Source organism: Trebonia kvetii, assembly GCF_007827045.1.
GTDB lineage: Bacteria > Actinomycetota > Actinomycetes > Streptosporangiales > Streptosporangiaceae > Trebonia > Trebonia kvetii.
Genome location: NZ_RPFW01000001.1, coordinates 437,327 through 457,795 on the forward strand (window position 1 = coordinate 437,327; position 20,469 = coordinate 457,795).

General features: G+C 69.8%; 12 protein-coding genes and 1 pseudogene. 3 read left to right on the forward strand and 10 right to left on the reverse strand.

Features of this window, described 5'->3' with window-relative positions; translation table 11 throughout:
- Window positions 1-139 precede the first annotated feature (139 nt).
- The 8 genes from EAS64_RS01775 to hpnC all read right to left on the reverse strand — a co-directional run bounded on the left by EAS64_RS01775 (window position 140) and on the right by hpnC (window position 10,947).
- Window positions 140-820: an ABC transporter ATP-binding protein gene (locus EAS64_RS01775; RefSeq protein ID WP_145850950.1), complete on the reverse strand. Its 681-nt coding sequence runs from the start codon at window positions 818-820 to the stop codon at window positions 140-142.
- A gap of 22 nt (window positions 821-842) precedes the next feature.
- Window positions 843-2,396 carry an ABC transporter permease gene (locus EAS64_RS01780; RefSeq protein WP_145850951.1) on the reverse strand — a complete coding sequence of 518 codons (1,554 nt, stop codon included), beginning with the start codon at window positions 2,394-2,396 and terminating at the stop codon, window positions 843-845.
- 354 nt (window positions 2,397-2,750) lie between these two features.
- Window positions 2,751-4,325, reverse strand: coding sequence for a 4-hydroxy-3-methylbut-2-enyl diphosphate reductase (ispH, locus tag EAS64_RS01785; RefSeq protein WP_145850952.1), 1,575 nt, complete (start codon window positions 4,323-4,325; stop codon window positions 2,751-2,753).
- A 2-nt stretch (window positions 4,326-4,327) separates the two neighbouring features.
- The gene (gene shc, locus EAS64_RS01790) at window positions 4,328-6,403 is read right to left on the reverse strand and encodes a squalene--hopene cyclase (RefSeq protein ID WP_145850953.1); all 2,076 of its coding nucleotides are present in this window, start codon (window positions 6,401-6,403) and stop codon (window positions 4,328-4,330) included.
- Window positions 6,404-6,417: 14 nt separating this feature from the next.
- Window positions 6,418-7,434 (reverse strand): polyprenyl synthetase family protein, encoded by a 1,017-nt coding sequence (locus EAS64_RS01795; RefSeq protein ID WP_246115484.1) that lies wholly within the window; start codon window positions 7,432-7,434, stop codon window positions 6,418-6,420.
- Window positions 7,431-9,077 (reverse strand): hydroxysqualene dehydroxylase, encoded by a 1,647-nt coding sequence (locus EAS64_RS45445; protein WP_145850954.1) that lies wholly within the window; start codon window positions 9,075-9,077, stop codon window positions 7,431-7,433. The genes EAS64_RS01795 and EAS64_RS45445 overlap by 4 nt, the downstream gene beginning before the upstream one ends.
- Window positions 9,074-10,006: a phytoene/squalene synthase family protein gene (locus tag EAS64_RS01805; protein ID WP_145850955.1), complete on the reverse strand. Its 933-nt coding sequence runs from the start codon at window positions 10,004-10,006 to the stop codon at window positions 9,074-9,076. The genes EAS64_RS45445 and EAS64_RS01805 overlap by 4 nt, the downstream gene beginning before the upstream one ends.
- Window positions 10,007-10,008: 2 nt before the next feature.
- A complete protein-coding gene (hpnC, locus tag EAS64_RS01810; protein WP_145850956.1) occupies window positions 10,009-10,947 on the reverse strand; it encodes a squalene synthase HpnC in 939 nt (312 codons plus the stop codon).
- An 827-nt stretch (window positions 10,948-11,774) separates the two neighbouring features.
- On the opposite strand from hpnC, the gene EAS64_RS01815 reads away from it, so the two are divergent.
- Window positions 11,775-13,904, forward strand: a complete 2,130-nt coding sequence (locus tag EAS64_RS01815) for a hypothetical protein (protein ID WP_145850957.1) — start codon at window positions 11,775-11,777, stop codon at window positions 13,902-13,904.
- Between the two features lie 153 nt (window positions 13,905-14,057).
- On the opposite strand, the gene EAS64_RS01820 is transcribed toward EAS64_RS01815, so the two are convergent.
- Window positions 14,058-15,158, reverse strand: a complete 1,101-nt coding sequence (locus tag EAS64_RS01820; protein ID WP_246115485.1) for a PP2C family protein-serine/threonine phosphatase — start codon at window positions 15,156-15,158, stop codon at window positions 14,058-14,060.
- A 163-nt stretch (window positions 15,159-15,321) separates the two neighbouring features.
- Between EAS64_RS01820 and EAS64_RS01825 the strand changes: the two genes are divergently transcribed.
- Entirely contained in the window at window positions 15,322-16,593 is a 1,272-nt protein-coding gene (locus tag EAS64_RS01825) for a GNAT family N-acetyltransferase (protein ID WP_187365627.1), read from the forward strand.
- A 559-nt stretch (window positions 16,594-17,152) separates the two neighbouring features.
- Here the strand turns inward: EAS64_RS01825 and EAS64_RS01830 are convergent.
- A pseudogene (locus EAS64_RS01830) lies at window positions 17,153-17,614 on the reverse strand (ribose-5-phosphate isomerase); the annotation flags it as partial.
- 255 nt (window positions 17,615-17,869) lie between these two features.
- Here EAS64_RS01830 and pepN point away from each other — a divergent pair.
- On the forward strand, window positions 17,870-20,407 hold the full coding sequence (gene pepN, locus EAS64_RS01835) for an aminopeptidase N (RefSeq protein ID WP_145850961.1): 2,538 nt from the start codon (window positions 17,870-17,872) through the stop codon (window positions 20,405-20,407).
- The last annotated feature ends 62 nt before the right edge of the window (window positions 20,408-20,469 follow it).

Sequence of the window (20,469 nt, forward strand, 5' to 3'; positions counted from 1 at the left end):
TGGACCACCGGATCGCCCTAGGGAATGCGAACCCCCAGGGCGCGCCGGGGATCGCGCCCTGGGGTGCTTTCACGCGCCGCGGGCCGCCCCCTGTGGGAGGAGCCAGGGGACGGCCCGCGGACTTGGGTGAACGGTCTCGCTACTTGACCGTCTGCTTGACGGTGAGCTGGCCGTTGCGCATCGTGCCGAGGCGCTGTGCCCGCCTGGCGACGGTGCTGTCATGGGTGACCATGATCATCGTCAGGCCGTTGTCCTGCCAGAGCTTCTCGAGCAGGCCGATGATCTCGTCGCGGGTGTCCTCGTCGAGGTTGCCGGTCGGCTCGTCGGCGAGCAGCACCTTCGGCTCCTTCACCAGCGCCCGGGCGATCGCCACACGCTGCTGCTGGCCGCCGGACAGTTCCGAGGGCAGGTGCCTGGCGCGGTCGGAAAGGCCGACAGAGGCAAGCGCCTCCGCCGCGCGTGACCTGCGCGCGCTGTCCTTGATGCCGAGCGGTACCAGCGCCGTCTCGACGTTTTCCTGCGCCGACAGGGTCGGGATCAGGTTGAACGTCTGGAAGATGAAGCCGATCTGCGACGCGCGGACCTTGGTCATCGCGTTCTCGCCGAGCCTGGCCAGGTCGCGCCCGTTCAGTTCGAGCGAGCCCGAGGTCGGCCTGTCGAGGCCGCCGAGCAGCTGGAGCAGGGTGGACTTGCCATGTCCGGTGGGCCCCTGGATGGACAGCCACTCGCCGTCGGCGATCTCCACGTTGACGCCGCGCAGCGCGTGCACCGTCGCCCTGCCCTTGGGGTAGTCCTTGGTGACTTGAGAAAGCTTGTACATGAAACTCCCTTTCAGGCCCTGATCAGGCGACCTTGGACAGTGCCGCCGCCGGGCGCAGCCGCGCGGCCCGCCAGCCGCCGAACCCGCCGGCGATCAGCCCGCCGAATACGGCGAGCCCGACCGCGAGGATGATTACGGTGATGGTGACCGGCGCGCTCAGGTGCACGGTGACCGAGGAGGCGTTGTTGGCCGCGTTGCCGAAGGCGCCGCGGAACGGGTTGGTCCCGCCGGTACCGCCGGGAGCCGTGCCCCCGCCGGGGAAGGCGCCGAACCGCTGCGCGCCACCCGGAGTCGCAGAGCCGGTGGTCGAGCCAAGCGACGCGGACAGCGGATGCGCGAACTTGCCGACGGCCCAGGCGCCGGCGAAGCCGAGTCCGACGCCTATCACGCCGCCGACAATGCCGATCGCGATCGACTCGCCGACGACCTGGCCGACCACCCGGCGTGACTTCCAGCCGAGCGCCTTCAGCGTGCCGAACTCACGCACGCGGCGGGAGACGGCCGACATGGTGAGCAGGCTCGCCAGCAGGAAGGCCGCGGCGAGCACCGCGATGGCCAGCCACTTGCCGAGGTTGTTGGCGAGCGACGCGGCGCTTGAGATGGAACCCGTCACCTGGCTGGCCAGGGTGTCCTGGTCGGTCACGGTGGCGCCGGACACGGCCGTCTTGATCGAGCTGGCGACCGTGGTGATCTTGTCGCCGCTGCTCGCTGCCACGTAGATGGTGTTGATCTTGCCGGTCAGGCCGGACAGCGCCTGAGCTCGGCCGAGCGGGATGTAGACGTCGTCCTCGGTGGTGCCCGAGGCGTCCTTCACGATGCCGATGACCGTGAACTTGGTGGCCACGCCCTTGGAGTTGCCGATGCTGACCGTCGAGCCGACCTTCAGCTTCTGCGAGGTGGCGTAGTTAGAGTCGACGAGCGCGACGTTCTTGGCCGCGTCGGCCGAGGCGAAGGTCCTGCCGGTGCTGACGGTCCCGGTGGACAGCGGGCCGAGCTCGCCGTTGGCGAGGTCGACGCCCTCGACGGTGTAGCTGTTACCAAAGTTGAAGCCGCCGCTGAAGGACCGCGATCCGCCGTTCGAGCTGCCGCTCCCCGAGCCGCCGTAACCGCCGGTGGGCCGTGCCGTCGGAGTGCTGCCCGGCGTGGAGTTGCTGCCGAAGTTGCCGCTGATCACCCGGTCGGTCAGGGTCAGCCCGCCGGCCGCCGCCGAAACGTTCTTGAGCTTGGAGACGGTGGTCACCTCGGTCGAGGCGATCGAGGCGAGCGTGAAATCGGAGGTCAGCATGTTCCGGTTGACCGACGTGCTCGATGACTTGCTGTTCGAGCTGCCGAAGGACTGCCGGAAGTTGAACCCGGTGCCGCCGGTGCCGCTGCCGAAGGTCGGCGTCTTGGTCACGGTGATGTCGGTGCCGACGCCGTACAGGGAATGGAGGACCGAGGACTGGGCGTTTTTAACTCCGGCAGACGCCGCGGTCACGGTGATCACCAGCCCGATTCCTAGCGCCAGGCCCACCGCTATGAATGTGGCCTGGCGGGCGCGTCGCCGCAACTCGCGCCATAGGTACGTGAAGAACATCAGACTCCTCAAACGGACTCAGCAGGATGTGCCCGGGGATGACTACAGTGGCGGCGCGGTACCGCCGCACCCGGGGGAGCGCATCAAACCCCGGCACGACGGCCGCGCCAGCTCATACACTGGCGGCCATTTCTGAGTGATCCCTGAGCCCATGCTTCGAACAAGCCGTGTTCCGTCAGCCTCTGACAGTGAATCGGCGACCGAATTCGGGCCTATCCGGCCGGTATGAGATATCCGAAATGTCCGGAAACGCGCCGCATGGGGCCCGCGCAACGCGTCAGCCCCGCCCGCGGCGGTTGCCGCGGGCGGGGCTGACGATGCCGAGGAAGCTGAAGAACCTGAAGGGTCTCGCCGCTAGCGGACCTCGCGCGGCAGGCCGAACTGGACCGACTCGGTGGTCGTCACCCGCTCGGTCACGGTCACCGTGCCGAGGCCGGACAGCGCGTCGATGATCTCGCTGACCACCGCGGGCGGCGCGGACGCGCCGGCGGTGAGGCCGACGACCGAGACGCCGGACAGCCACGCCAGGTCGATGTCGGTCGCCCCGTCGATCAGGTGCGCCGGGGTGCCGTCGCGCTGCGAGCGCTCGACGAGCCGGACCGAGTTGGAGGAGTTCGCCGAGCCGGCGACGAGCACCAGGTCCGCTTCGGCGGCGACGGCGCGCACGGCGGCCTGCCTGTTGGTCGTCGCATAGCAGATGTCGTCCGAGCCGGGCGCGCGCATCTGCGGAAACTTGTCACGCAGCGCGCCCGCCACATCGGCGGCCTCGTCGATGGCCAGCGTGGTCTGCATCAGGAAGGCGAGCTTCGACGGGTCTGCCACGTCGAGCGACGCCACGTCTTGCGCGGTCTGCACCAGGACCGTCGAGTCCGGCGCCTCGCCGAGCGTGCCCTCGACCTCCTCGTGGCCCGCGTGCCCGATCAGCGCCACCGTGTAGCCTTCGCGGGCGAACCTGCGCGCCTCCGCGTGCACCTTCGACACCAGCGGGCAGGTCGCGTCGATCACCGACAGGCCGCGACCGCTCGCGTCGGTCCGCACCGCGGGCGACACGCCGTGCGCGGAGAACACCACCGTCGCGCCGTCCGGCACCTCGTCGAGTTCATCGACGAACACCGCGCCGCGCTGCTCGAGGTCGGAGACAACCCGGGTGTTGTGCACGATCTGCTTGCGCACGTAGACCGGGGCGCCGCGCAGTTCGAGCGCGCGCTCCACGATCTCAATGGCCCGCTCCACGCCGGCGCAGAACGACCGCGGCCCGGCGAGAAGCACTGTCCGCTGCCGGCAGGCGGCGGCCCACTTCTCCGCGACGGGCGCGGCCAGGCGCAGCGAGCGCAGCGCGGCCATCCCGCCGCTGACCATCCCCGGACCGAACCCGGCGTCGGAGACGGCGCGGATCACGGCGACCGGGTGCCCCGCGGCTGTGCCCGCAAGGGCGGCCACCAGGGCCGCCGACTCCATGTCGGCGGCGAGGTAGCCGTCGGAGGCAAGCCGAACCCGTTCCGCGGACCTGACGAGCTTGCCGACGGTGACCAGCCGTCCCGCGCGGGCATTAAGCCCGGCGCGGCGCAGCTCCGCCGCGAGCAGGGCCGCGCCCGGCAGGGCGACGGTGGTCTCGCCGTCGCTCACCTCGGTCGCGACGACCAGGTCGCCCGGGCTGAGGTCGTCGGAAAGCCCGGCGGCCGTCCCCATAACAACCGTAGCGCCGAACGAGTGCGGCTGGCTCTTGACCGCCGACCTCTTCGCCCGGGTGCCGCCCATGCCGGTGCGCAGCACCTGGCTGCCGGGCCTGGTCAGGCCGCGGCGGACGGCGTTTGCCTCAATGCGGAGCGGAGCGAAGACGAGCAGGCCCGGTTTTGCAGACTCAGGCGCCGTGTCCTCGATCCGGTCCGCTGCCACGTGCGTTCGCGGCTGCGGAATGGTTTCAGTCATTGTTAAGTACCCCTCACGTAGCTCTGCTCCTTGCGGGGGACGACCCCCGCGCCCCCGACAAATCGACCGAGAGCGGAGACGGGGAAAGCCAGCCGGTACAGGTGGTAATTGAGGTAGAAGTCGCGCGGGAAGCCGGTGCCGGTGAAGTACGGCTCGTCCCAGGTGCCGTCGGCACGCTGGGTGGCCGCCAGCCACCGGATGCCCCGCTCGACGGCGGCGCCGTCCCGCTCGCCGGCCGCGAGCAGGGCGAGCAGCGCCCACGCGGTCTGGCTCGCGGTTGACGCGCCCCGGCCCGACCAGGCGTTCGGGTCGTCGTAGGAGCGCAGGTCCTCGCCCCAGCCGCCGTCCGCGTTCTGCACGCTTTCCAGCCACGCGACGGCGCGGCGGATCTGCGGCTTGTGCGGCCGCACCCCCGCGGCGATCAGCGCGGGCACCACGGCGCCCGTGCCGTACAGGTAGTTCGCCCCCCAGCGGCCGAACCACGAGCCGTCCGGCTCCTGGTTCTTCAGCAGCCAGATCACGCCACGGCGGCACGCGGTCTCGCTGGCCAGCCCCTCGGCGGCGAACGCCTCCACGATGTGCGCGGTCACGTCGGCCGACGGCGGGTCGATGACCGCGCCGAAGTCGCAGAACGGCAGCTTGTTGATCAGCTCGCGGGTGTTGTCCGCGTCGAACGCGCCCCAGCCGCCGTCCTTGGACTGCATACCCTCGAGCCAGCGCAGGCCGCGCCGGATCGCGGCCCTGTTGGCCGGATTCCGCTCGGCGAGGTCGACCCGGCGCAGCGCGAGTATGACCTCGGCGCTGTCGTCGGTGTCGGCGTAGTTGTCGTTCTCGAACTCGAACGCCCAGCCGCCCGGGTCCGTATGCGGGCGGCGCACCGCCCAGTCCCCCGGCTGGCGGATCTCCTCGTCGAGCAGCCAGCCCGCCGCGCTGACCAGCGCCGGGTGGTCCGCGGCGAGGCCTGCGTCCTCCAGGGCGACCATCGTCAGCACGGTGTCCCAGACCGGGGACTGACAGGCCTCGATGCGGCGCATGCCGTCCTCGCGGATCGTGAAGCCCTCGATGCCGTCGAGCGCCTTCTTCACGATCGGGTTGTCCAGGCCGTAGCCCATCAGGGTCAGCGCCATGATCGAGTACACCCACGGCGGCTGGATGCCGCCCCAGCAGCCGTCGGCCTCCTGGCGGGCGACGATCCAGTCGGTGCAGCGGCGCAGCGCGGCCCTCCTGGCGCGGGCCGGGATCTTCGGCTCGACCTTGTGCAGCGCCTTGTCCAGGGTGTTGAACGCCACCGACCAGGCGTCCTTCTGGTCCGCCTTGGGCGGCAGGCCAGGGGTCGCGGCGTACAGCTCGTCGATGGTGAACGGCAGCGGGTTGCTCGGCTTGAAGCTCGACACGACCGCGAGCGCGACGATCGTCTGCCTGGCCCAGCAGCCCCAGTCGTAGATGTTCAGCGGGAACCAGGACGGCAGGTAGATGACCTCGGGCGGGATCACCGGCAACGCGTCCCACGACCAGAGGCCGGACAGCGCGAGCCACATCCTGGTGAACACGCGGGTCGCGGTGAGGCCGCCGCTCGTAGTGATCCACTCGGCGGCGGTCCGCATGTGCGGCGCGTCCGGCTGATCGCCCGCCAGGCGCAGCGCGACGTACGCCTCGACCGTGGTGGACAGGTCACCGGGGCCGCCGTAGAAGTTGGCCCACGTGCCGTCCGCCCGCTGCTGAGAGCGGATCCAGACCGCGGTCTCCTTCAGGTCGGTGTCAGTGAGGATGCCGAGGAAGTGCCGCAGCAGCACGTCCTCGGCGTCCATCGTCACGTTGGTCTCGAGCTCGCCGATCCACCACCCGCGCGGGTCCTGCAGGCCGAGCAGGTGATCGCGGGCAGCGGTCAGCGTGGCCGCGGCGACCTCAGCGAGGTCGCCGATCGCCGCGAATGCCGGGGCAGCCCGGGTCTCCGGCGCGCCGGAGACCTCGGCCGCGGTGCCGGCCTCCACCGGGCTGGCCGGTGCCGGTACGGTGCCGGGCTTGGCGCCCTCCGCCTCAGTCCCCCTGGTCGGGGCCCTGCGGGCTGCGGTCGTCATCGGTTGCTGCTCCGTTACCACTGGCGGGCGGTGATGAATTCGGCGATGGCAATGAACTCGGCCCGGACGTCGGCGGGGATGCCGATGCCGTCGAGTGAGGCCGCGGCGGCCGCCAGCCGGTCGTCGGCCTCCTTCTCGGCCCAGGCCTTGCCGCCGGCGGCGACGATCAGGTCCGCGGCCTGCAGCAGCTCGTCCTCGGACAGGTCGTCCTCGCGGGCGAGCAGCGCCCTGAGTTCCGGTGCCTCCGGCGCGCCGCTGGTCAGCGCGGCCACGACGGGCAGCGACTTCTTGCGTGCCCGCAGGTCGGCACGGACCGGCTTGCCTGTCACCTCTGGCGCGCCCCAGATGCCGAGCAGGTCGTCGGTGAGCTGGAACGCCAAGCCGACGTGCCCGCCGAACTCGGCAAGGCCCATCGCGAGCTCGGGCGCCGCGCCCACGTGCACCGCGCCGATCGTGCAGGCGCAGGCCATCAGCGCGGCCGTCTTGTCGCCGGCCATCTCGATGCACTCGGCGAGCGTCACGTCGCCGCGCTCCTCGAAGGCGAGATCCTCGCCCTGCCCGGCGATCAGCCGCTGCACGGCGGTGGACAGGCATCGCGCCGCCCACAGGCCGCCGGGCGCGGTGTCCTCGAGCAGCAGGTCGTTGGCCAGCGCGAGCATCGCGTCGCCTGCCAGTATCGCGGCGCCGACACCGAAGACGGTCCACGCGGTCGGCCGGTGTCGCCGCTCGGTGTCGCCGTCCATGATGTCGTCGTGCAGCAACGAGAAGTTGTGCACAAGCTCGACCGCAACCGCCGCGCTCACCCCGCGCTCGGGGGCGACGCCCGCGGCGCGGGCGGAGAGCAGGGCCAGCGCCGGGCGCAGCGCCTTGCCGCTGCCGACCCGCACCGGATTACCCTGCGCGTCGGCCAGGCCATAGTGGTAGGCGGCCACCCGGCGAACGCGGGGGGTCAGCCGGTTGATCGCGGCTTCCGTGGCCGGGCCGACCAGGTCACGCGCCACGGCGACGCCTGCGGGCATCACGACCGTCACGAGCGCACCTCCCTCTCATCCGCTTCGTTGTTCATCTCGGCTTTGCTCACTTCAGTAACTGTTTTCTCGTCGGCATCGGTACCGGAACCTGTGTCCGCGCTAGCGGACACATCGGGGGGTACGGGGGGTCGTCCCCCCGGGAGAGTCGCTTGCTGAGCGCCCGATACGATGGCGCCCTTTGCCATCGGGCGCTCAGCAAGCGCTTCGTGGATCGCGATCACTGCGTTCAGGCCGCTGCGAACCGCGCCCTCCATGGTGTCGGGCCAGCCGGTGTCGGTCCACGAGCCCGCGAGCACCAGGCCGGGCAGGCTGGTCGCCGCCTTCGGGCGCAGCCGCGCCGTGCCCGGCACACCGCGGAAGGTCGCGCGCTTCTCCCTTGTCACGAAGAACTCGGAGACGTTCGCGTCCCTTGCCGCGGGGAACAGCTCCGCGAGCGCGGGCACGAACTTCTCGCGCAGCTCCGCGACCGGCATGTTGGCGTACTCGTCGGCCGCCGACAGGGAGATCGCCAGGTACTGGCCGTCGTCGCCGCGCGCGTGCATCCCGGAGATCCTTGTCCGGTCGAACACCCACTGCACCGGGGAGTCCACGGCCGCGGCGAACGGCACGTCCATCACCTTGCGGTCGTAGATAACGTGCACGTTCACGATCGGCGCGGCGCCGAGCCCGGCCCAGCCGTCGACCGTATCGGTCGGCAGCGCGCCGGGCGGGATCAGCCGTGCGGCCTGCTCGTGCGGCACCGCGAGCACGACGGCGTCCGCGACGATGTCTTCTCCCTCGCCGGCTTCTCCCCCGCCGGCCGGGACCTCGCCGGACTCCGCGCCTGCTTCGGCGCTCCCGGCGTTGCCAGCCCCGCCGTTTCCAGCTCCGCCGTTTCCAGCGCTGCCGTTTCCAGCGCTGGCGAGGCGGATGAGGAACTCCTCGCCCTTGGGCTCGATCGCGGCGACCTTCGCCTGCAGGCGGACGGTCGCGCCCACCTTGGCCAAGTGCCTGGCCGCGGCGGCGCCGTGCAGCTCGCCGAGCGACAGCGCGGGCACGCCGATGTCGGCGGCGTCCGCGGCGCCGAGCAGGCCGGTCTTCACCACGACGGCGGCCAGGGCGAGGCTCGCGTCGTCGCCTGGCACGTTGATCGAGGAGACAGAGAACAGGTCCCAGAGCACGCGCCTTGTCCGCACGTCCTGGCCGTGCGCCTCGAGCCAGTCGCCGAGCCGGACCTGATCCGTCTTGGGGTCGTTCTCATCCAGTCGCTTGAAAGCGAGGGCGGCACGGGAAAGCCGAACCCGTTCGGGATTAGTCAAGAAGGGGTACCCGAGGAGAGCAGGCAGCATGTGGAGAGGGGCGGGGACGCGGCGGCGCTTCATGACCGTCCGCTTGCCCGGAGCGACCACCGTCACCTCGAAGCGGGGCTGGATCGGCGCGTGCGCGGACATGCCGAGCCGGTCGAGCAGCCCACGGTAGGCAGTGCAGCAGCGCAGGAACACGTGCTGCCCGGTGTCGACGACCAGCCCGTCGCGGTTGAAGGACATCGTCGCGCCGCCGAGGCGCGGCTTGGCCTCGAGGAGCGTCACCTCGTGTTTCGCATTGGCGAGGGCGACCGCCGCGGTGATGCCGGCCAGGCCGCCGCCGATGACGACGACCTTCACTTTGCCCCCTTGCGGTACTTCCAGCGGTCGAAGCCGGCCAGTGCCTGGGCGGCGACCAGGGCCTTCTCACTGCCGGGCAGCGACATGCGGCCGGCGAGCACCTCGCTTGGGTTTCGCGCGATGCGCTCGAGGAGCCGGCGGTAGATGCCCGCCATCGCGCCGGTGCAGGCCGCGCTGCGGCGGTCGATGGTGGCGAGCAGCCGCAGGCCGCTTCCGTACCATTCGCGGGCCCTGTTGGCCTCGAACTCGACCAGGTTCGCGAACCGCGCCCGCATCGCATCGGTGGCGAACGGCTCAGTCGAGCCGAACGGCTCGAACTGGATGCCGAACCGCTCCAGGTCCTCTTCCGGCAGGTAGATCCGGTTGTTGAGGAAGTCTTCGCGGACGTCGCGCAGGATGTTGGTGAGCTGGAGCGCCACGCCGAGGTCGTCGGCGATCTTGCTCTGACGTTCCGGGTGCGTGGGGCCGTATATGCCCAGGCTCAGCCGGCCGATGCTGCCCGCGACGCACCTGCAGTACCAGAGCAGGTCGTCGAAAGTCTTGTAGGTCGCCTTGTTGACGTCGGCCAGGCAGCCATCGATGAGCTCAGTGAACGCCTCGAGCGGTATCGGGAACCTGGCGCCCGCGTCGGCCAGCGCCACCAGCACCGGATCGGTTTCGCTGTCCGCGGTGTCCGTGGTGTTTTTGACGGAGTTCTTGACCTTTTCGACTAGCCCGAGAACCTGCTCCCGTGCGGCCTCGAGCGCCTCCGTCTTCTCCTCGGCAGGCAAGTCGCCATCGCCGATGTCGTCTATCCGCCTGGCGTAGGCGTAGACGGCGGCGAGCGCACGGCGCTTGGCGGGCGGCAGCAGCCTGATGCCGTAGGCGAAGTTCCTCGCCTGCTCCCAGGTGATCCGCTCACACTCGGCGTAGGCCTCGTCGGCGTTCACTCTCACCTCCCCTTGATGTAACAGCTCGCCATCATGGCGACTGTGTCGGCTTTGCCGGGCCTGGGCACGGCGCGCAGGACATCGTAGCTACTGCCTCTGACAGATTTCAGAGTCGCGCGGCCCCCGGCCACGTAGCCCGCGATGGCCAGCCGGGCCATGCCGTGCAGCGTGCCAACCAGCGGGGCGCCCGCGGCGAGCAGCGCGTCGGCGCGGTCGATCTCGAACTTGACGAGATCCTGCACCCGCTGGCTCGCGGCGGGCCGTGCCAGGTCCGCCTCGGTGACGCCGTGTGCGTCCATGTCTTCGCGCGGCAGGTAGATCCTCCCGTTGCCGAAGTCCTCGGCGACGTCCTGGCAGTGCTCGATGACCTGCAGAGCAGTGCAGATGCTATCGGAGGCGGCGATGCGATCCGGCGTGGCGGCGTCCATGATGTACAGGACGACCTGACCGACCGGGTTGGCCGACAGCTTGCAGTAGTCGACGAGCTCCTGATAGCTCGCGTACCTGGTGACGACCTGGTCCTGGCGGTTTGCCTGGATGAGGTCGTACAGCGGCTGGGCAGGGATCTGGCAGGCTTTTACGGTGCTCTTGAGCGCCCTGATGGCTTCGAGTTCCGGCTCCGGGGCACCCTGGTCGAAGATCCGCCTGACGTCCTGCTCAAGCTCGTCGAGCAGCTTGAGCCTGATCGCGGTGACCTCTGCTTCGGTGGCACCGCGCGGTATGCCGGGCAGCGGCTCGTCGCCGATGTCGTCGGTGAGCCTGGCGAAGCCGTACAGCGCGGTGAGGTGAGCACGCCAGCGCCTGGGCAGGACACGGAGGGCGACAGGGAAGTTCTCCGCTGAGGCCTTTGCCGCGACGGCAAGGGAGACCTCGGCCGCGACGGTGATACCCGGCGTCGGCCCTGCCCCCGCAACCTGGTCTAGACCCTCCGATCGTGTCACGGGCCGGACGATCGGCCGGCTCGTGCCGTCTGCCGCCGCAACCTGGTCTAGACCCTCCGATCGTGTCACCTGTCTATTTGGGCACAGGACAGAAATAAATGCAAACAATGACGCACCCGTCACCTGACGCGGCTGTCGGAGAACTATGACAGGCCCGTCAGGGAAACGGCCCTGCGTGCCCTCGGTAGCGGCATTGCCATCACTTAATTAGTTTGCATCGGGCACACCCGATATGCTTGAGAATGCGGACTGGTCTTGTCAAGAGCCTACTGAGCTGGGAAGATACGCGGGTTAAGCAGAACGGCCCGCCGGCTTGACATCTGCCCGTCTCGGGTGCACTGGAACGGCGGAAGTAGTGCTGCTTACCCCGGCGAGAGCATTTTTACGCCTGCCGATGCGCCATCCAGTGAAATGGCGATTTGATACATTGTCGAAACAATCTGACGCGGAGTGCCGTGCCGGACGCGCGCCGTGCAGCGGCGGCTGCGGCGAGACGGATGATGCCACAGGCGAGAAACCGCACGTCGTGATCGCTTGCACCCGGCAAGCCTCGTCTGCGCCCTGTCTGAAGGAGTCGCAAAGTTTTCGGTTGCGATGCCTTCCGCGGCCCGGGTCTTAAGGATACGTAAAGATTTAATGCAGGGTCCGTTCGGCTGGAGTTCAGGTTATTGTCACAGTGCCGCCGCTTAGGCATGGTCTTGCGCGCCTACGGTGGCGTGGCCAGACCCGCGTCGGGAGCGGGTCTTGACGCGGTGGAGGCACCTGAGATGCGTGTACCCCGTTCCCCGAATCACCGTCGTCTCCCTCGATCACGTTCGGCGCTTGCCGTGCTTGGCGGCGGTGTCCTCGCGCTAGGCATGGTCGCGGGCGGCGCGGCCGCGGCCGCTGCTGCCGCTCCGTCTTCGCCGTCTTCGTCTTCGCCGGCCGCCTGCCGGATGGCGGGCGGGAAGATCAAGCACGTCATCTACATCCAGTTCGACAACGTGCACTACACGCGGGACAACCCGCGGGTGCCGAGCGACCTGCAGCAGATGCCGAACCTGCTGACGTTCATCACCAGTTCGGGCGCACTGCTGTCGCAGGAGCACACGCCGCTGATCGCGCACACCGCCAACGACATCGTGACATCGGAAACCGGCCTGTACGGCAGTGGCACCGGTACCGCCGTCGCGAACGAGTACCACTACTACACCTCGGCGGCCGACGGGTCTTCCGACGAGGCCGGCGACTTCGCCTACTGGACCGACCCGATCGTGGACTACTTCACGAGCTACGCCGGGACCCCGGTGGGCGACTCGCACACCACGCTCGTCGGGCATAACGGCAAGAACCCGCCCGCGCCGTGGGTGCCGTACACCCGCGCCGGCTGCGACTTCGGCTCGGTCGCGGCGGCCGACACCGAACTCGAGAACCAGGCGCCCGACGTGGCCAAGGTGTTCGGCGCGAAGTCGGCCGACGCCAAGGAGGCGGACAACCCCAAGCTGTCGGCCAAGGCGGCCGCCGACTACGAGGGCCTGTCGGTGCACTGCGCGCGCCAGTCGGCCCTGTGCGCGAAGTACCACTCGGTGCCCGACACGCTGGCCGCCGAGCCGGGCGGGTACCACGGCTACCGTGCGCTTTTCGGTGCCAAGTACCTCGACCCGCTGATGTCGCCCGCCGGACCGGTGCGCAGCCTCAACGGCGCGGTCATCAAGGATTCCGCCGGGGACATCGGCTTCCCCGGGTACGACGGCATGACCGGGCCTAGCGCGCTCGCCTACACCCTGGACATGCAGACCCACGGCGTCCCCGTCACCTTCACGTACCTGTCCGACGTGCATGACTCCTGGACCACCGGAGCCGGCCTCGGCCCGGGTTCCGCGCAGTACGAGTCGCAGCTGCGCACGGAGAACAAGGCGTTCGGCACGTTCTTCTCCGGCCTCGCGGCGCACGGCATCACCAAGGCCAACACGCTGTTCGTCGTCACCGCGGACGAGGGCGACCACTTCGTCGGCGGCGCGCCGTCCAACCCCGGCTGCAACGGCGTCACGGTCGTCTGCCACTACAAGAACGTCGGCGAGGTGGACGGCAACCTGACCGGCATGCTCGCGGCGAAGGGCGTGACCACACCGTTCGACGTGCAGGCCGACTCCGCGCCGATCATCTACGTCCACCACCAGCCGGGGCGGACGACGGCCGCGGTGCGGGCGCTGGAACGCGCGGCGGCGAAGCTGACCGCCAAGGACGTGGCCACCGGCAAGACCGTCCGGGTTACCAACTACCTAGCCGACCCGGTGGAGATGAAGCTGCTGCACATGGTCACCGGCGACCCGAAGCGGACGGCAACGCTCGCGCTATTCGGCAACCCGGACTTCTGGCTGGACAGCTCTCTGCCCGCCTCCTGCGGCACCAAGGTGCTCACCTGCGAGCCGGCCGGCGGGGACGCGTGGAACCACGGAGACGTCGCCTCCAAGATCAACACCACGTTCCTCGGCTTCGCCGGACCCGGCGTCCGTCATCTGGGAGCGACCGGGTCCATCTGGTCCGATCACACCGACATCCAGCCGACGATGATGGAGCTGCTCGGCCTGCGCGACGACTACACGCCGGACGGCCGGGTGCTCCCCGAGGTGATCAAGCCGTCCGCGCTGCGCCCGTCGCTCAAGGCCTCCTATCCCACGCTGGTGCGGCTCGGCGACGCCTTCACCGCGATCAACGCGGCGGTGGGACCGTTCGGGCTCGACACGCTGCGGGCGTCCACGGTCGCGCTTTCGTCGACCTCGGCGAGCGATGTCACCTACACCAAGCTGGAGTCGCTGCTCGCAGGGCTCGGCAGTCAGCGCGACATGCTCGTCGCCGGAATGAAGACGATGCTGTACGGCGCGGCGTTCGGCGGCCGGCCGGTGAACGTAAGCAAGGCGGACGACCTGATCAAGGCGGCCGCTGACCTGCTGTCGTCCGCCAAAGCACTCCCCTAGGCGACGTGCCGTTGGGCCGGCTGTCGCCGGCCCAACGGCACTCACACGGCCCGGAAGATCGTTAAGCGAATGCCCTTGTAGCTACCGGGACTATGACCCCGGCAACAACAAGGGCATTTTCGGGATGATCTTCGTTGGGCGGGGGGTCGGCTGTTACGAGCGCCAGATGAGCACTAGGGCGCAGTCGTCGCCGCTGGCGACCGTGCGCTGCATGGTGCTGACCAAGTCGGGCGCGCCGGTCTTGAAACCCGCGACTACCAGTCGCTCCGCCTCTCCGAGCAGGCGCGCAATGCCGTCGTCGATGTCGCGTCCCGGCGCCTCGACCAGGCCGTCGGTGTAGAGCATGATGGCGTCGCCGCGGCGGAGCACGCCCTCCTCGGGGACGTCAGGCACGGCGGCCAGGTCGGGGACCACGCCGAGCACGATGCCGCGGGCGCCGCTCATCCGCCACTTCCCGGTGGTCGCGTCGAACCGCGCGGCCGGCGGGTGCCCGGCCGAGTACAGCGTGTACTCCCCCGAGGCCAGCTCGATCGACAGGTGGACCGCCGTCACGAACCCCTCGTCGGTGGAGCCGCGGCGCAGGTAGGCATTGGCCGCGGGAAGGAACTGCTCCCTCGGCACCGAGCCGATCACGCCGCCGAAGGCACCGGAAAGCAGCAGGGCACGCGTCGCCGCGTCCATGCCCTTGCCTGACACGTCGACGAGCGCCACCTCAAGCGTCTTGCCGTCACTGTAGGAGACGACAAAGTCACCGCCGAACGAGGAGCCGCCCGCGGGGCGGAGCACCACCGTCGAGCCCCAGCCCTCGCCGAGCTCGGGCAGGTTGCCCTGGGCCCTGATGCGGTCGCGCAGCTCGATCATCATCCGGTCGGCGCGCAGCCCGCGGGTGCCGAGCTTGCCCCGCGTGTTAGACAGCACGTCGGCGAAGTACGCGGTGGCGCCGATCGTCAGCACGATCCCCGGGCCCGTCCTGTGCAGCACGACGTCGTACACCAGGCCCGCCGCGCTGATGCCGATCAGGATCCGCAGCGCCCTCGGCCACAGCAGCAGCCCGCCCGCCAGCAGCGGCAAGACCATGACGCCCGGCGAGACCAGCCACGCGGACACGTGCGCCGCGATAAAAGCCACCGCCATGCTGATCACGGCCAGCACGATCGCGACCCGGCGGTTCCGCGTGATCAGCTGCCGCCTGATCTGGTCGGTAAGCCATGTCCCGGCACGCCGGAAGGGACGCGCGGCGTGGCGCGCTGCCAACAGGGGAGCCCGAACCTTCATGACCTGCGCAGGTTATCCGCAAATGGTTTCGGTCGCACGCGGTCCTCGCTCCATCTTCGCCGGCAGGCTGGCCCCGCCAGCGACGATCTCGGCTTCGAAAATCATTGGCATCCTGCGGGCCGCGCGGGATAAGAACTCCATCATGGCAGACTCGTACCTGATCCGTCCCATTACCGACGATGAGTACGACGGGTTCCGGCTGGTCCTGCAGCACGCGTTCCACGGCGGAGGGGACCGGGAGAACCCGCCGTGGCGACAGCAGCTCTTCGAGATCGACCGCTCGCTCGCCGCTTTTGACTCCGCGCGGCCTGACGCTGGTCCGGTCGGCGCCACCGGCATCTATACCTTCGGCATGGCGGTTCCCGGCGGGGTGCTGCCCGTCGCCGGGGTCACCATGGTGGGAGTGCTGCCCAGCCACCGCAGGCAGGGCATCCTGCGGTCCATCATGCGGCGGCAGATCGCCGACATCGCGGCGCGCGGCGAGGAACCGATCGCCGCGCTTTGGGCGTCGGAAACGCCCATCTACGGCCGGTACGGGTACGGGAAGGCGACCGCGCACGGTTACTTCAGGTTCGGGCGCGGCGACGGCGCGCTCGACCCACACGCGCCGTCCGATTCTGCCCTGTCGCTGCGCCTGGCCGAGCCGGCCGAGGTCGCCTCCGAACTGGCGAAGGTGTACGACGCCGTGCTCGCGGGCCAGCCCGGCTTCCCTACCCGGTCCGATGCCTGGTGGGCGCGGATGCTGCACGACCCGGAGGGCGAAAGGCACGGGTTCAGCCCGCAGCGCTGCGTGCTCGCCGAGCACGGATCGGGGATTCGCGGCTACGCCCTCTACGCCGCCCAGGGGCGCTGGGACGATACGACTGGCCTGCCCGACGGAGTGCTCGAGATCAGGGAGCTTATCGCCGCGGACCCTGCGGCCGCCGCGGCGCTCTGGACCGACCTGCTCGGCAGGGACCTGATCACCTCGGTGCTCGCCGACCACCGCCCGGCCGAGGACCCTGTGCTGTATCAGCTGCTTGACGCGCGCCGTGCTCGCTCGAATGTCACGGACGGCCTCTGGGTGCGGATCATCGACCTTCCCGCCGCCCTCGCCCGGCGGTCCTACGCGTGCCCGGTCGACGCGGTGCTCGAGGTCGCCGACGAACTGCTGCCAGGCAACACGGGCCGGTGGCGGCTGCGCGCGTCGGCACCAGGCGGCGGGCCCGCTTCCGAGGTGAGCTGCGAGCGGACTGACGATCCCGCCGACGTCGCGCTCGACGTCCGCGAGCTCGGCGCGGCCTACCTGGGCGGTACCAGGCTTGGCACGCTGGCCTCGGCCGGCCTGGTCACCGAGCTGCGCCCTGGCGCGCTCGGCGCGCTTTCCGCGGCCTTCACCTGGGACCCCGCCCCCTGGTGCCCGCGCGTCTTCTGAGAACCACCGCTCGGCTCATGATCATGGGTCACCTGCGGCAACAGGCGGATGGTCCACGCTAATTTCGTGCCGTGCACGGGGCCGTCACGGAGCCGCGCTTGGGCGGGAGCGGCGCCTGGGGGCGAGGCGACGGATAATGGGGGCATGCCGGTCACGAAGATCACGCTGTCGACGGCGATGCGGGCACGGGACGTGTCACGGCCCCGAGACGAGCAGCTTGCCGAGGCGGCTGAGCGCGAGGAAGCGGCGGGCCGTCATGCGGAGGAGCCTGCGCCGGGCCGCGCACCGCGGCATCAGGCACCGCCGGACCCGGTCCCACGTGACCCGGCACCGCGGGATCCGGCACCGCGACAGCGGCGGCAGCCCGCGCAGGAGCCAGGGCCTGCCGAGCCGGCACCACCGCCCCGGCGGCGCAGGCGCCGAAGAGGCTAGCGATCGGCGGGAGTCACCGCGGAACCCAACCGCCGCAGCGCGGCGGGCCGATACGATGGCGGTTTTTGCCATCGGGCCGCCGCGCGAGGACACCGGGGGGTACGGGGGGTCGTCCCCCGGGAGATAACAGCGGCGGGAGGTCGCCGGTCTTCTCGAAGTCGGCGATCATGGCCAGGCGGCGGGCATGGCGCGGTTCGCCGGAGAACGGGGTCTCCACGAAGACCTTCGCGAACGAGACGGCGTCCGCGAGGCTGTACATCCTGGCGCCGAGGCTGAGCACGTTGGCGTCGTTGTGCTGGCGGGCCAGCTGGGCGGTCTCGGCCGTCCAGGCGAGCGCCGCGCGGACGCCAGGCACCTTGTTCGCGGCGATCTGCTCGCCGTTGCCTGAGCCGCCGATCACGATGCCGAGGCTGCCGGGATCGCCGATAACGCCCTCCGCCGCGCGCATCACGAAAACGGGGTAGTCATCCTCCGGGTCATAGCTGGCGGGCCCGCAGTCGACCGCCTCGTGGCCGGCCTCGCCGAGCCAGGCGATGATGGCAGCCTTGAGCTCGAAGCCGGCGTGGTCGGAGCCGAGGTATACGCGCACGGGGTCAGTCTGCCAGACGTTCGGGTGGCCGGGGACGCCGCCGCCCGGAGAAGGCGGTCACACTTGATGATTAAACAGACACACCGTGTAATAATGACGGAAGTCGCCGGGCATAGCGGCGGGCACAGTCGCCTCATCACCATGGCAAGATCAACGTAATGCACGTGCAGAAGGATCTCCGCGCGGCGCAGATTCTTGGGATGTGGGGGTAATCCCCTCCCCAGGACGAACCAGCAACCACGAAGGGACCACCTGGTGGCAGTTAACCTCACGCGCGAAGAAGCGCGTACCCGTGCCGAGTCGGTCGCCGTCGACTCGTATCAGGTTGAGCTCGACCTGACCGGCGGAGACACCACCTTCCGCTCGGTCTCGACGATCGAGTTCGCCTGCTCACGGCCTGGTAGCGCGACCTTCCTCAACCTGGCGGCCCCCAGGGTTCACGCGATCACGCTCAACGGAAGGCCGGTCGGTCTCGACGCCTTCGACGGCGAGCGGATCGCGCTCGACGGCCTCGCGGAGCGCAACGTGGCGGTCATCGACGCCGAATGCGGCTACTCGCGCAGCGGCGAGGGCCTGCACCGGTTCACTGACCCGGCCGACGGCAACGTGTACATGTACTCCGACCTGGAGACGTTCGACGCGCACCGGATCTATGCCTGCTTCGACCAGCCGGACATGAAGGCCAGCTACGAGCTGACCGTGCTCGCGCCCCAGGACTGGTACGTGGTGTCCAACATGGCGCCGGTCACCGAGGGCGGCGTGCCGCAGGCGGACGGCGTGCACCGCTGGCAGTTCCCGCCCACCCCGGTGATGTCGACCTACATCACCCACGTGTCGGCCGGGCCGTGGCACATCGTCAGGTCCGAGCACGACGGCATTCCGCTTGGCATCTTCTGCCGCCAGTCGCTCGCCAGGTACCTGGACCCCGAGGAGATCTTCGAGGTCACGAGGCAGGGCTTCGATTTCTTCCACGAGGCCTTCGGCATCAGGTACCCATTCGGGAAGTACGACCAGCTCTTCGTGCCGGAGTTCAAGGAAGGCGCGATGGAGAACGCGGGCGCGGTCACCTTCCTCGAGGACTACGTGTTCAGGTCCCGGGTCACCGACTTCTCCCGTGAGGCGCGCGGCGAGACGATCCTGCACGAGATGGCGCACATGTGGTTCGGCGACCTGGTCACCATGCGCTGGTGGGACGACCTGTGGCTGAACGAGTCGTTCGCCACCTGGGCGGGCACCGAGGCGCAGGCCAAGGCCACCCGCTGGCACCACTCGTGGACCACCTTCACCACCGCCTGGAAGGCGTGGGCCTGCAAGCAGGACCAGCTGCCGTCCACGCACCCGATCGCCGCCGATATCCCCGACATCCACGCGGTCGAGGTCAACTTCGACGGCATCACCTACGCCAAGGGCGCCGCGGTGCTCAAGCAGCTCGTCGCCTACGTGGGCTACGACAACTTCCTCGCCGGGGTGCGCGCTTACTTCGCCGCGCACTCCTACGGGAACGCGACCCTTGCCGATCTGCTGTCGGCGCTTGAAGAGGTGTCGGGGCGAGACCTTGGCGCCTGGTCGCAGGAGTGGCTGGAGACCGCGGGGGTGAACACGCTGCGGCCGTCGTACTCGGTGGACGACTCCGGCCGGTTCACCGCCTTCTCCGTGCTGCAGTCGGCGGCGCCGTCGCATCCGACGCTGCGTTCGCACCGGATCGCGATCGGGCTCTACTCGCTGGCGGACGGCGCGCTGACCCGGGTGCACTCGGTGGAGACCGACGTCACGGGCGACTGGACTCCGGTCCCCGAGCTCGTCGGCATGCAGCGGCCGGACCTGGTGCTGATCAACGACGACGACCTGACCTACGCCAAGATCAGGCTCGATCCGCACTCGCTGGACACCGCGGTCACCTCGGTCGGGTCGTTCACCTCGTCGCTGCCCGCGGCGCTGGTGTGGGCCGCGTCCTGGGACATGGTCCGTGACGGTGAGATGGCCGCGCGGGACTATGCGCGCCTGGTGGCGGGTGGCGTGGACTCGGTGCGGGACATCAGCGTGGTGCAGACACTGCTGCGGCAGGCCACCCTGGCGGTGCGGCAGTACGCCGACCCGTCCTGGCGCGGTGAGGGGCTCGCGTTCCTCGCCTCCGCGCTGCGGTCGCTGCTCGAGGCCGCACCCGCGGGTTCCGACCACCAGCTCGCCTACGTGCGGGCGTTCACCTCGGTGGCGACGTCGGCGGCGGACCTGGAGTACCTCACGAGGCTGCTCGACGGCACGGTCGCGCTCGACGGGCTCGCGGTCGACACGGACCTGCGCTGGGCGCTGCTGCGGCGGCTGGTCAGCCGCGGCGTGCGCGGCGAGGACGCGATCGACGCGGAACTGTCGCGCGACGCGACCGACGCTGGCGAGCGCCAGGCGGCGGGCTGCCGTGCGGCCATCCCGACGGTCGCCGCCAAGCGCGAGACCTGGGAAGAGCTGACCGACGGGAAGCTGACGATCGCGATGTTCCGCGCGACCATCGCCAGCTTCGCAGACCCCGACCAGCCCGAACTCGTCCAGCCCTACCGCGACGAGTACTTCGCCGCGATCGGGGCGGTGTGGGCGGAGTGGTCCTCGGCGATGGCGCAGGACTTCGTGGAGTACGGCTACACGATCGGCGCCGTCGACGAGGCGACGATCGCCGCCACCGACGCCTACCTCATCAGGCCCGAGCCACCGGCAGCGCTGCGCCGGCTGCTCGTCGAGGGCCGCGACGAGGTCGCCCGCGCCCTGCGAAACCAGGCCCGCGACAAGGCCGCGGCCGTCTGACGAAGATGGTGGATCGTTGGGAGGCACAGAGACCTCCTAACGATCCACCATCTTGCGGAATC

Bases quoted from the DNA above. Each gene is read 5' to 3' on its own strand.
- EAS64_RS01775 (WP_145850950.1), bottom strand. From the start codon at position 820: ATGTACAAGCTTTCTCAAGTCACCAAGGACTACCCCAAGGGCAGGGCG.
- EAS64_RS01780 (WP_145850951.1), bottom strand. From the start codon at position 2,396: ATGTTCTTCACGTACCTATGGCGCGAGTTGCGGCGACGCGCCCGCCAG.
- ispH (WP_145850952.1), bottom strand. From the start codon at position 4,325: ATGACTGAAACCATTCCGCAGCCGCGAACGCACGTGGCAGCGGACCGG.
- shc (WP_145850953.1), bottom strand. From the start codon at position 6,403: ATGACGACCGCAGCCCGCAGGGCCCCGACCAGGGGGACTGAGGCGGAG.
- EAS64_RS01825 (WP_187365627.1), top strand. From the start codon at position 15,322: ATGGCAGACTCGTACCTGATCCGTCCCATTACCGACGATGAGTACGAC.